This is a genomic window from Bacillus sp. JHAA (assembly GCF_036961585.1).
GTDB classification, from domain to species: domain Bacteria; phylum Bacillota; class Bacilli; order Bacillales; family Bacillaceae; genus Bacillus; species Bacillus velezensis.
The window spans coordinates 432483-444880 of record NZ_JBAMDE010000004.1; the positions used below are offsets into that span (position 1 = coordinate 432483).

A 12398-nucleotide genomic window follows, 5' to 3' on the forward strand; every position below is an offset into this window, starting at 1 on the left:
TTACATTTATGCGGATTTTCTTTTCAAAGCGGGTCTCGTTAAAGAGAATACAGCTAACGCGACAGCGATAATGACAATCAAACCGCCGCACCAGGCTGTTGCTGTGACAGAACCGGTTTGTCCGATCACGCCGCCGCCGATGGCTGACCCGAGCGCGATGCCGATCTGCAAAGCGGACGTGTTGAAGCTTTGCTGAATATCGGAAGACTCAGGCGCAATTTTGATTAAATAGCTTTGCTGCGCCGGCGCAAGGCTCCAGCTGAGCAATCCCCAGATCACCATCGCAGGCAGGAAAATGATTAAAGAAACCGTTGTCAGCGGAAGAATAAACAGGATCAGAGCGAAAGAAACGGTCACAAGCATGATGCTTTTAAATGCTCCTAAACGGTCATACAGCCAGCCTCCGAACGGGCCGCCGCATACCGCTGACAGACCGAACAAAAAGTAGCATACACTGACCCAAACGGAACTCAAATGAAGCGTTCTTTCCAAAAAAGGCGCAAAGTAGGCATAGAGTGTGTAATGCCCCGCCAATGTAAACAAGGTGACAAGATGTGCGCTGGCAATTTTGGCGGTCCCGATCGTCTTGATCTGCTCACGAAACGGAATCATTTTTTCAGCAGGTATTTTTTCAAAAAAGACGCTGATAATCAGCATGGAAACGAGAGATAATACGCCGATTCCCAAGAACAGAACGCGCCATCCGAAGGCATTGCTGATGATAATGCCGACAGGCACGCCTAAAGCGATTGCGGAGCTGAACCCCATGAAAATGATGCCGATCGCCCGCGCTCTGTATTCAGGCGCCACGATTTTAGGAGCAATCGTTAAAGAAAGGACGACAATCAGCCCTGTGCTCATGGAAGCGAGAACCCGTGACACCATAAGTACGGCGAAATTGGGACTGAAATAAGCCACCAGATTACTTAGGAAGAAAATAAACAGTGCGATTAAATAAAGCCGCTTTCGTTCAGCCTTTGCCGTCACCGCCAAAAGCAGCGGGCCGGATACCGCGTAACCGAGCGCAAACACGCTGATCAGCTGCCCCGCGCTGACGATAGATATATCTAAGTCGGAAGCGATTTGCGGAAGAATACCGCCCACAATTAATTCAACCAATCCGACTGCGATGGTAGATGCTGCAAGCAGAAATACTTTGAAATTCATGTACAGATACTCCTTTTTTTATTTTTTAGAAAATAAAAAATCCTGATTACAAAAAGTGTACGGGACAATTTTTGTAATCAGGATTTTACGGTTCCTGGTAGACACCCTCAAACCATATCATTGAGGTTATACAATGTATGCAATATTCGGTTGTGTCCGTTTCTGCAAAAATTCTACCATAATAGTGAGGGAGATTCCATAGAAAATTCGAGGAAATCCTTTCAATTTCAATATCGGCGGCTGTAACGTCATTGATGAAGCAGGGAAAAAAATTTATGATAACCGTAAGGAGTCTATACAGATCAAACATTATACAGCCGGAGGAAACCGATGAATAAGTACGAAAAAATCGCCAACGAAATGAGAAAGAGGATTAAAAGCAGTGTATATGACATAGATCAGCCGATCCCGGATGAAAAGACGCTCGCTGCGGAGTTCGGGTGCAGCCGGATGACGATGAAGCGGGCGCTTGATACACTTGCGGCTGAAGGAATGCTTTTCAGAAAAAGAGGGCACGGCACGTTTATCATTCAATCAGCCATGCAGGATGAGCACGTTCACGTAGTCAGCAACGAAATTCTCGGTCTGAGCAATTTGTTAAAAGGAAAAAATATCAAGAGCAAGGTCATCCGGTTTGAAGTGCAGTTTCCGTCTCAAGATGTCGCCGCACATTTGGCCATTGATGAAAAGACTCCCGTCTATTATGTAGTGAGGCTCAGAATTGTTGAAGGCGAACCGTACGTTCTTGAAAAAACGTACATGCCGGCGAGCCTTATACCCGGCATTAATGACGAGGTGCTCAACCATTCCATCTACGATCATATTACGCGGGAACTCCAGCTCAAAATCGCAGGCTCACACAGAAAAATCAGAGCGTGCAAGTCGGATGATATGGATCAGCAATATCTCGGCTGCCGGCCGGATGACCCGATACTTGAAGTCGAGCATGTAGGCTTTTTGGACAACGGCACTCCCTTTGAATATTCATTTTCCCGCCACCGTCATGACAAGTTTGTCGTGACCTCAGTCAATATAAAACGTTCATAAAAGCGCCGAAGAGTGAGAGAAAAACTCACTCTTTTTTTGTTGCCGCTGATTTACATCTTCGCTTCTTTTATGTTATATTACCCAATGATAGAATCATCCTACAAATTTCAGAGGTGTTTTGATGGAGATATCCAAAACAAGCAGACTGTCGCTCGTAGAACAAGTGGTGACGCAAATTGAATCGTTAATTCAATCGGATAAATGGCCGGTCGGGACGCGCATTCCCCCTGAGCTGGATTTAATGAAGCAATTTGATGTGAGCCGAAACACATTGCGTGAGGCCATTCGGGCGCTCGTACATGCCGGCCTGCTTCAGACAAGGCAGGGGAGCGGTACGTATGTCAGCTCATCCAGTGTTCTCGGCGCGGCATTTTACCGCCATATTAAAAAATCAAATTTGCTTGAAACATTAGAAGTCAGATACGCACTCGAAAGAGAAGCTGCGCGATTGGCGGCGGAAAGGCGTAATGACGAAGACCTGAAAGCACTGAAGGCATGCTTGGATGAATGTGAAGCGGCCTTGCAAAATGAAGATCGAAAACGGTATGCCGAGGCTGACATTAAACTGCACAAAACCATTGTACAGGCGGCCCATAACAACATGCTTTCTGATCTTTACGAGCATATGACGGAGGCGCTTTGTGCGTCAGTCCATAACCTGTTGGAAATCACCCCTGCTATACGGATCCACACCCAGCTTGCCGCCGCGATTATCGGACAGAAACCGGATCAGGCCATGGAGGCCGTCAACCAATACATCACAGTATTTAAAGATACAATACACATGGAGGATGAACATGAAAATTAAAGACGAACATCAAATTCTGCAAGCAAGTCAGCGTAAAAAACTGATATTGCTGGTCATCGGAGTCATATTGATAGGGGCCAACCTCAGAGCGCCTCTGACATCGGTCGGGCCGCTCGTTTCCTCAATTCGGGACAGCCTCGGCATGACCAATGCGGCTGCCGGCACCATTACGACAGTGCCGCTTTTGGCCTTTGCATGTCTGTCGCCGTTTGTTCCTTTATTGTCCCGGCGCTTCGGGACCGAGATTGTGTTACTGTCATCATTAATTGTCCTGACAGCCGGAACTCTGCTGCGCTCCATCGCCGGAATCGGCACTCTCTTTTTCGGAACGATCCTGTTGGGATTGTCGATCGCCGTATGCAACGTCCTGCTGCCGAGTCTCATTAAACATAAGTTTCCCGGAAATTTAGGCATCATGACCGGCGTCTACTCGGTTTCTATGAATCTGTGCGGCGCGATTGCATCCGGCATCAGCGTGCCGATCGCCTCTTCAGCGGGGTTAGGCTGGAAAGGCGCGCTCGGCTGCTGGGCTATCCTTTCTTTCATTGCGTTTGTCATGTGGATTCCGCAAATGCGAGGACGCGAACTGCCCGTCCGCACGACTGGGACAAACGGAGAGAAGAAAAGCAGTCTGCTGCGGTCTCCGCTTGCTTGGAAGGTGACGATGTTCATGGGGCTGCAATCCCTTATTTTTTACACCGTCATCGCTTGGCTGCCGGAAATTCTTCAGCAGAATGGACTCAGCTCAAGTAAGGCGGGATGGATGCTTTCATTAATGCAATTCTCAGTCCTGCCGATTACTTTTATCGTGCCGATCGCTGCCGCTAAAATGAAAAATCAGCGCTCACTCGCCGGACTGACGGCTTTATTTTTCCTTATCGGCATTGCCGGCGTTCTTTTCGGAAGCCCGGCTCTCACTCCGCTATGGGTCATTTTAATCGGAATTGCGGGAGGCTGTGCGTTCAGCTTGGCGATGATGTTCTTCAGCCTGCGGACCCGGCATGTTCATGAAGCCGCGGCGCTTTCCGGCATGGCCCAGTCATTCGGATACCTGCTTGCCGCGTTCGGGCCGCTCGTATTCGGTTTGCTGCATGACATCACGCACGGCTGGACGGTTCCGTTATTCATGCTGATCGCAGTCTCCGTTCTGATCTTCATTTTCGGAGTCGGAGCGGGAAAAGCGGAACAGATCAAAACAGCATAAAAAAACAAAGGGCCCGCTTAGGGTCCTTTGTTTTTTATTTAAAAAGCTGTCTCAGGCCGTCACGTTGTCAGTTTTAAGCCGATGACACCGATGAGGATAAGCCCCAGAGACACCAATTGTGACAGATTGAATTTTTCTTTAAACCAAAGTATGCCCACGGCCGAAACGCCGATGCTTCCCATGCCGGTCCAAGCCGCATACGCGACACCTGTGGGAAGAACCTGCATCGCTCCGGAAAGGCAAAAGAATGAAAGCATAAAGCCTGTTACCATGACAATCAGCGGCCACTTTTTTTTAAAACCGTCAATATGTTTCATGGCAACGGCTGCTACAACTTCCTCAGCTCCGGCAATAAATAACAGCAGCCATGCCATTAATGTTCACCCCTTGTTTCAGTTTCTTTCGTAAATACCTTCATTCCTAAAATGCCGGACAACAGCAAAGCCAAAAAGAATATTTGCCCGATTGAAAACGATTCGCCTAAAATGACGCCCGTTACATATGTGCCGACGGTGCCTATTCCGACAAAAACGGTATATGCGGCAGCCATCGGAATTTTTTTATAAGAGCGGATCAGCATCAGAAAGCTGACGGCAATCAGAAGGAAAATACCAATCCAATCAAAGAGCGAATCCGCATGCTTCAGGGCGGACGCCCAAACTACTTCTAACAGTCCGGCTATCAATACAAGCAGCCAATACATGATACAGTCACCTCAGTTATGAATGAATGTCAGTCATTTTTACGGCGGTCAAAAATGATCGGTCTCTGCCAATCATTTCTGCAAGCTTCTTTTGAGAAAGCTGAATATTTCTTTTTTATATACTTCGAGATCGACATCCTGTTCACAGCCGATATAAAACCGTTCAGCCGCGTTCTCGACAACGTTGATAATCGTTCTGGCTGTCCATCTGACATGAATGCCGCTGTGGACCTCACCCTGTTCAATGGCCGTATTGATCACGCCTTCCAGCCAGGAATAATAAGGCTGATAAATGGCTTCCCATTTCTCCATTGAATGATCGATGGCAAGACCGGAATAACAGAGAACGATAATATCTTTATGAAGCCGGGTGATGTGAAATGTCTCATCTACCAAAATGTCCAGCAACGTCCAAAAATCTTCAGAACCGTCCGTTTTCCCTTTTATTCTGTCCAGCGTAGTGTCGAGCAGGTTTTCTGCAATCGCGGATATCAGTGCGTTTTTAGAAGAAAAATATAAGTAAAACGTACCTTGGGCCGTTCCGGCTTTTTTGACGATTTCTGAAATGGATGCTTTGTCTAATCCTTTTTCAGAAATGACTTCAATCGCGGCTTGCAGGATCTTTTCGTATTTTCCCGAGCTTTGTTTTGCCAATAGAGGGGTTCCTCCTTTTATGAATGACTGTCATTCATTTTATCGCATGTTCGCTTTTTTGTCATCCCTTAAAATAAAAATACCGGAAAGAAGACCATACTTCTTTCCGGCATTCGTCATTTATCACTGTCGATCATAGCCTTCGGCAGTCCCGTATATTTTGCCCAGTAATAAATACCGAGCGAACCGATGGCGATCAGAATCAGGTCAAGCGGATTGCTGATAATGCCCAATCCGTGGCCGAACGAGCCGAGATAGGAGAAAATCAGCATCATGACATAAAAGCCGACGATCCACCATGCTGATTTCAGCTGCTGCCGTATGCTGACATCATCTTTGGGAGCATATTTACTGAAACAGAGATAGATCAGAAACATGACAATTTGAGAACCGAGAAGCCAGGATACGGTGCGCCATCCGGACCAATATACAATATAAGAGGTAAAAATAAACGACAGCGGCCCGATGATGCTCATCCCTTTTAAATAAAACGGTCTGTTAATATTCTTCGCGTTGACTCTCAGCGCCGCAGAAGAAATCGGCGCAATCGCATAAGACAGAATCAATGCGACGGAGCATACGTTGACAAGAGCGTTCCAAGAAGGGAACGGAAGCGTCCAAAAAACAGCCAGACCGAACGAAAGCCAAAGGGAGGCACGCGGTGTCCCGGTTTCTTTATTGACTTTAGAAAAAATGCTGAATAATGTTCCGTTTCTGGCCCAGGCATAGACGAGACGTGAAGTCGTATTCATAAAGATATTTCCGTTACCGCCCGGTGATAAAATCGCATCTAAAATGACCAATGTCGCCAGCCACCCCAAACCGAGCAAAACGGCGATATCTTTGAACGGAAGGGAGAATTCAGTCCCGATAGCCGGCCATCCGTGCTTCAGGGTATCCGCCGGGATCGCCCCGATAAAAGTGAGCTGCAGCACGGTGTAAATAATAGTAGAAACGATAATACAGACAATCAATGCGATCGGAATGTTCCGCTTCGGATTCTGCACTTCACTCGCGACAGCCACAATCGGATGCAGCCCAAGGTATGCAAACATGACGCCGCCTGTGGAAATCGCGGCCTGAATTCCGGTGAAGCCAAAAGGCGCGAATCCGTGAACGGTCATATTGCCCGGGTGAAAATGAAAAATCAGTACCACAATTACCGTAATCGGTACGACATATTTAAAAATCGAAATAATGAAGTTTGCTTTCGCAAAGGTTTTGACACTCCAGTAATTGAGGAGGAAGAACAGGCAGAGCAGCGCAAATTGCAATATCCACCCGGCAATTGTCGGAGAATCGGAGCCTTTTACGGTCAAACCGGGAAACCAATACGCCACGTATTGGCGGACTGCCGTGACTTCTATAGAAATAAGACTCGTGTATGCCACAATGGTGACAAAGGAAATTAAATATCCGACGAGGTGTCCGTGTGAATATACGGGATACCGGATAATTCCCCCGGTCCGCGGCAGCGCGGCGCCCAGTTCCGCATAAACCAAGCCGATCAATAAGATGATTCCCCCGCCGATCAGCCAGGAAAAAACGCCTGATGGACCCGCTTTAGAGGCGACGTTACTGACGGCAAACAGCCATGCCGAACCGAATATGGCTCCCATGCCGATTAAAATAAGATCAAAAAGTGACATAGTTTTCTGGAAGTTTCCTTGCTTAGACATTCGCTGCCTCCTTAGAAAAGACATTGTTCTCTTTACATAATTCCCATTATCATTCAAACATACCCAGCCGGCCGGCTGGAAAATTAGGACAACTTTCGAAACGAAGTATGTATAGCAATGTGCTCACATTATAATAACGGCCGTATGGCAAGATCTCCCGGCTTATATTCCCCGTTTTAAACACATTCAAACCTCATATTCAGAAAAACAAAAAACGCCCGAAACAGGCGTTTTTGTTACAAGTTCATATCTTTCAGTCCGGGGCTGTGCTCATTCGGAAGCTCAGGAAGTTCCGGCACGGGGAAACCTTTAGGAGGCTCGGACACACTTAATTCGCCGCCGTTTCGGCTCGGCGTCGTTCCCTGCAGAATTTCTCCGATCCGTGTCGGATCCAGTCTGAAATTAAATTGGGTATTATGATAACCCATCTCAACGAATTTCCGGCATTCCGGGTATTTTTCAATATCATAATTCGGCACGGGAAATAATTTGCCCCATTCGACACCCAGTGTTTCCAACGCTTTTGTAAATGCATTTTGATGGGCGTTGTCACGGACGATCAGAAAACCGAGTGTTTCTCTGAACGTCTGATTTGAACTCATTTCATAAATGCGCGTCTTTTGCAGCACGCCGGTTGATTCCAGCACGACATTGTCCAATAAATCGGAAATCAGATTCCCGTGGTTGTATACCCAAGACCCGTTCCATGGATTGCCGCCGGCGTCTACAGGAAGAGAACTTTGCGCTCCGATGATAAAATGGTGCGGATTGGCGTGTTTAACTGCTTCGTCAAGCGGCGCCTGATCTGCCGCCTGATTTCCGGGGCCCTCAGCGCCGCTTTCGTCGAGCAGCGCATTAATCGTATGCTGGACAAGCTCAACGTGTGCGATCTCTTCTAAAAATACACCGCGAAGCAGGTCACGGAACTGTTTTTCTTTTCCTCTGAAATTAGAGCTTTGGAAAAAGTATTGCATCATCGTCCGCATTTCTCCGTAGTGCCCGCCTAAAATTTCCTGAAGCACCTTGGCCGCGGCCGGGTCCGGCTTGTCCGGTTTAATGATATTGATCAGCTCTTCTTTGTAATAATACATAAACAGCGCCCCCTGAAAGAAGTTTTCGGTTCTTCTGTTAGTGTCTTTGCAAAGTCAGTTTTTATGTATCGGCATCAAAAAAAGGACGGAAAGCGTGTCCGTCCTTTTGTGTTAAGCCTCAACCGCCCCGCGAAGTTTCGTGTTGACAAGCCCGTTCCATCCTTGATCCATCGTACTGTGAATCTCGGAGCTTTTCCGATTGACTTTATTGATGACGGCTTCCGGCTCTTTCCATCCGCCGTGAATGAGAGTGAATTCCGTATCTCCGCTTTCCGTTTCCTTTAAGACAAAAGAAACGATCCAGCCTTCCGTATCCCACGAAAAAGAAAGGCGGTACGGCGCTTCAATATCCAGCAGCTTGCACGGAGACGGACCGAACGGAGATTCCAGCTGAAACTCACTGTCTTCTTGAGGTGTGAAATCATTCGGCATAAACCAGAGAGACAGGCCGTCCGCAGTGGAGACCGTATCCCAGACAACTTGTATCGGCGCCTTGAAAACGGCGGTATGAATAATGTCCGGTAATGGCTGATTGCTGCTGTTGTTGTTTTTGTTATCTTTGTTTTGTTTATCAGACATGATGCGTAACCACTCTTTCGCTGTTTTTACTTTTGATCATACTACACGGGGCAGGACATTTGAAAACAAATCAAACTTATTTTATGCTTTTCCAAAGCCATTCAATTCATTTTAAGGAGACGTAGTGATGACAGATCAATTTAAAGCGTTAGTAGTCGATCAACGTGAAGACCGGTTTTCAGTCAGCGTACGGGAGCTGGCGGTTCAGGACCTTCCCGAGGGTGAAGTGCTGATTAAGGTTTGCTACTCAGGGGTGAATTATAAAGACAGCTTGGCTGCCATTCCTGACGGCAAGATCGTAACGTCGTATCCTTTCGTGCCGGGAATTGATTTAGCAGGAATCGTCGTTTCCTCAGATGACGCCCGTTTCAAAGAGGGGGATAAAGTCATTGCGACAAGCTACGGCATAGGTGTTTCCCGCTTTGGCGGTTATAGCGGGATGGCCCGCATTCCGGCAGATTGGATCGTGCCGCTGCCTGAAGGTCTGACACTTAAAGAAGCCATGACGATCGGAACCGCCGGCTTCACTGCCGCATTGTCCGTCCAGCGTCTTGAAGAAAACCATGCCGCTCCTGAAAAAGGGAAGGTGCTGGTGACAGGAGCGACAGGCGGCGTCGGAAGCTTTGCCGTCTCCATTCTTTCAACCTTAGGTTACGAGGTCGAGGCCAGTACGGGAAAAGAAGACGAAAGCGGCTATTTGAAGAGCCTCGGAGCAAAGACGGTCATTCACCGTGACGAAGTGTATAACGGCACGTTAAAACCAATGCAAAAACAAAAATGGGCAGCGGCCGTCGATCCGGTCGGAGGTGAGCCGCTTGCTTCAGTTCTCAGTCAGATTCAGTACGGCGGATCAGTTGCTGTGAGCGGACTGACAGCGGGAACGAAACTCCCGGCTACAGTCTTTCCGTTTATATTGCGCGGCGTCAGTCTCTTGGGAATCGATTCCGTATTCTGTCCGATGGAGACAAGAAAGAAAACATGGCAGCGTTTAGCTGATGACTTCAAGCCTGCAGATCTGGAGGCCTTTATTCAAAAGGAAATTACACTTGAAGAGCTGCCGGATACGCTTCCTGCTCTTTTAAAAGGAGAAGCGAGAGGAAGAACGATCGTTACAATCAACGAAGAATAAATCAAAAACCCCCAACTGCTGATTGGGGGTTTTCAATATATAATCAATTTTTTATCGAAAAGAGATTAACTATTGATCATATAGTGAAAATGAGTTGATTAAAAACATAAATTGATTACATATAGGTAATATAAAGGTAAGTTATAAAATTTTCTGAAATATTTATTGACTGAAAGCGCTTTTAAAATTATGATAATAACATAAATGCCAATAATATCATTATAACTTCACTACAAAGTAACTATAAAATAACAATTTGACGAGAGGGGAGAGTGGATAATCACTATAAATGATAACGCTTTCAAATTATTTTCTTCTTATATAACTGTTTTGGACGGTCAGAACTTGTATGCAGACGTTATGGGTGCAAATATTGATAACTGAATATTCCGATATTATCTCTGTGTAAAAACTAGGAGGATTTGAAGATGAATAAAAATAGCAGCCAGCATTCATTTTTGAGAACCATCATTTTAGTATCGACATTCGGGGGGCTTCTTTTCGGCTACGATACAGGTGTAATTAATGGGGCGCTGCCGTTCATGGCGGAAGCTGACCAGCTTAATCTTACTGCTTTGACTGAAGGGATGGTGGCGAGCTCCCTGCTCTTGGGGGCTGCGATCGGAGCAGTTTTCGGAGGGAGATTGTCGGACTATAACGGCAGACGTAAAAATATCCTTATCCTTGCCGTTTTGTTCTTTGCAGCGACGCTTGGATGTACACTGGCGCCTAACGTATCTGTTATGGTCATCTCCCGTTTTCTGCTGGGGCTTGCCGTCGGGGGAGCATCCGTAACCGTTCCGGCGTATTTGGCTGAAATGTCGCCGGCGGAAAGCCGAGGGAGAATGGTTACCCAAAATGAATTGATGATTGTAACAGGCCAGCTGCTTGCCTTCACGTGTAATGCTGTCATCGGCAATGTGCTTGGTGATACCTCTCACGCCTGGCGCTATATGCTCGTTATCGCGGCCCTTCCGGCGGTATTCTTGTTTTTCGGTATGCTGAAAGTTCCTGAAAGTCCGCGCTGGCTGGTTTCTAAAGGAAGAAAAGAAGATGCTCTGCACGTTCTCCGGCGAATAAGGAATGAAGAGAAAGCGAAGTCTGAGCTCGCTGAGATTGAATCTGCCTTTCATAAGGAAACTGAGATGGAGCAGGCCGCCTTTAAGGATCTTGCCGTTCCGTGGGTGCGCCGCATTGTGTTTATCGGGATCGGAATTGCGGTAGTGCAGCAGCTCACCGGCGTGAATTCAATTATGTATTATGGAACTCAAATTTTAAAAGATGCCGGTTTCGAGACAAAAGCCGCATTAATCGGCAATATCGCTAACGGTGTGATTTCGGTGCTCGCGACTTTTGTGGGAATATGGCTTCTCGGCAAAGTCGGCCGCCGCCCGATGCTGATGACGGGGCTGATCGGAACGACTGCGGTGCTGCTTTTGATCGGAGTTCTGTCTGTCGTGCTGAAAGGATCGCCTGCTCTTCCTTATGTGGTTCTTTCATTAACAGTCACTTTCCTTGCGTTTCAGCAGGGGGCTGTCTCTCCGGTGACCTGGCTGATGCTGTCGGAGATATTCCCGCTTCGATTGCGGGGGCTTGGTATGGGGGTCACTGTCTTCTGCCTCTGGATCGTGAACTTCCTTGTTGGTTTCACTTTTCCGGTCCTGCTCGCAAACATCGGATTGTCTGCAACCTTCTTCATTTTTGTCTTGTTAGGGATAGCGTCCGTTATATTTGTGAAAAGGTTCCTTCCGGAAACGAAAGGTCTGTCGCTCGAACAGCTTGAACAAAACTTCCGTACTTATGAAAAAACAGATCGTAATAGCGCAGAAGCCAAGGTGAGCGGGTAATCTGGATAGACGCGGGGTTCCTAGGAATCCTGCTTTTTTATTTATTATATAGAAGGGAATAATAAGTGAGAAAAAAGTTTCGTAAAAGTGTTGACCTAATTTGAAGTGCATGGTATATTATTAAACGTCGCTGATGAACAAAGCGAAAACGACAAATGAGAAAATGATCTTTTAAAAAAAGACTTTACAAATTCTCAAAAGCGTGTATAATAAATGAGGTCAAGAAAAAGACTTCGAAAAGAAATAAAAAACACTTGACATCATAACTGATTGGTAGTATGATAGTTAAGTCACCTGATAAGCGCCCGTAGCTCAATTGGATAGAGCGTTTGACTACGGATCAAAAGGTTAGGGGTTCGACTCCTCTCGGGCGCGCCAATTCAAACGCGGGTGTAGTTTAGTGGTAAAACCTCAGCCTTCCAAGCTGATGTCGTGAGTTCGATTCTCATCACCCGCTCCATTATAATGATCTTTGAAAACTAAACAAGAC

General features: G+C 46.8%; 12 protein-coding genes, 2 tRNA genes and 1 riboswitch. Of the genes, 7 read left to right on the forward strand and 7 right to left on the reverse strand.

Annotated elements, in window-relative coordinates; translation table 11 throughout:
- Window positions 1–6: 6 nt before the first annotated feature.
- The gene (locus V7728_RS12375; protein WP_007409299.1) at window positions 7–1167 is read right to left on the reverse strand and encodes an MFS transporter; all 1161 of its coding nucleotides are present in this window, start codon (window positions 1165–1167) and stop codon (window positions 7–9) included.
- Between the two features lie 54 nt (window positions 1168–1221).
- A riboswitch (purine riboswitch) is annotated at window positions 1222–1321 on the reverse strand.
- A 176-nt stretch (window positions 1322–1497) separates the two neighbouring features.
- Here V7728_RS12375 and V7728_RS12380 point away from each other — a divergent pair.
- From V7728_RS12380 to V7728_RS12390, 3 genes are all read left to right on the forward strand, one after another.
- The gene (locus tag V7728_RS12380; protein WP_007409298.1) at window positions 1498–2214 is read left to right on the forward strand and encodes a GntR family transcriptional regulator; all 717 of its coding nucleotides are present in this window, start codon (window positions 1498–1500) and stop codon (window positions 2212–2214) included.
- A gap of 121 nt (window positions 2215–2335) precedes the next feature.
- Entirely contained in the window at window positions 2336–3022 is a 687-nt protein-coding gene (locus tag V7728_RS12385; protein WP_007609773.1) for a FadR/GntR family transcriptional regulator, read from the forward strand.
- Complete coding sequence (locus V7728_RS12390) at window positions 3012–4226, forward strand: CynX/NimT family MFS transporter (RefSeq protein ID WP_047935377.1); 1215 nt, start codon at window positions 3012–3014, stop codon at window positions 4224–4226. Before V7728_RS12385 ends, V7728_RS12390 begins: the two co-directional genes overlap by 11 nt.
- A gap of 59 nt (window positions 4227–4285) precedes the next feature.
- On the opposite strand, the gene V7728_RS12395 is transcribed toward V7728_RS12390, so the two are convergent.
- From V7728_RS12395 to V7728_RS12420, 6 genes are all read right to left on the reverse strand, one after another.
- Window positions 4286–4600, reverse strand: coding sequence for a DMT family transporter (locus V7728_RS12395; RefSeq protein WP_007409295.1), 315 nt, complete (start codon window positions 4598–4600; stop codon window positions 4286–4288).
- Window positions 4600–4929: a DMT family transporter gene (locus V7728_RS12400; RefSeq protein WP_003156023.1), complete on the reverse strand. Its 330-nt coding sequence runs from the start codon at window positions 4927–4929 to the stop codon at window positions 4600–4602. The genes V7728_RS12395 and V7728_RS12400 overlap by 1 nt, the downstream gene beginning before the upstream one ends.
- A gap of 72 nt (window positions 4930–5001) precedes the next feature.
- Entirely contained in the window at window positions 5002–5583 is a 582-nt protein-coding gene (locus tag V7728_RS12405) for a TetR family transcriptional regulator (protein ID WP_007409294.1), read from the reverse strand.
- A 116-nt stretch (window positions 5584–5699) separates the two neighbouring features.
- Window positions 5700–7262, reverse strand: a complete 1563-nt coding sequence (locus V7728_RS12410; RefSeq protein WP_007409293.1) for an APC family permease — start codon at window positions 7260–7262, stop codon at window positions 5700–5702.
- 236 nt (window positions 7263–7498) lie between these two features.
- Window positions 7499–8353, reverse strand: coding sequence for a manganese catalase family protein (locus tag V7728_RS12415; RefSeq protein ID WP_007409292.1), 855 nt, complete (start codon window positions 8351–8353; stop codon window positions 7499–7501).
- Window positions 8354–8464: 111 nt separating this feature from the next.
- Entirely contained in the window at window positions 8465–8932 is a 468-nt protein-coding gene (locus tag V7728_RS12420; RefSeq protein ID WP_020955414.1) for an SRPBCC family protein, read from the reverse strand.
- A gap of 127 nt (window positions 8933–9059) precedes the next feature.
- Here V7728_RS12420 and V7728_RS12425 point away from each other — a divergent pair, with 127 nt between their 5' ends.
- The 4 genes from V7728_RS12425 to V7728_RS12440 all read left to right on the forward strand — a co-directional run bounded on the left by V7728_RS12425 (window position 9060) and on the right by V7728_RS12440 (window position 12368).
- Window positions 9060–10061: an NADPH:quinone oxidoreductase family protein gene (locus V7728_RS12425; RefSeq protein ID WP_007409291.1), complete on the forward strand. Its 1002-nt coding sequence runs from the start codon at window positions 9060–9062 to the stop codon at window positions 10059–10061.
- Window positions 10062–10489: 428 nt separating this feature from the next.
- On the forward strand, window positions 10490–11908 hold the full coding sequence (locus tag V7728_RS12430) for a sugar porter family MFS transporter (protein ID WP_099566454.1): 1419 nt from the start codon (window positions 10490–10492) through the stop codon (window positions 11906–11908).
- Between the two features lie 301 nt (window positions 11909–12209).
- Window positions 12210–12286, forward strand: a tRNA-Arg gene (locus V7728_RS12435).
- An 8-nt stretch (window positions 12287–12294) separates the two neighbouring features.
- Window positions 12295–12368, forward strand: a tRNA-Gly gene (locus tag V7728_RS12440).
- The last annotated feature ends 30 nt before the right edge of the window (window positions 12369–12398 follow it).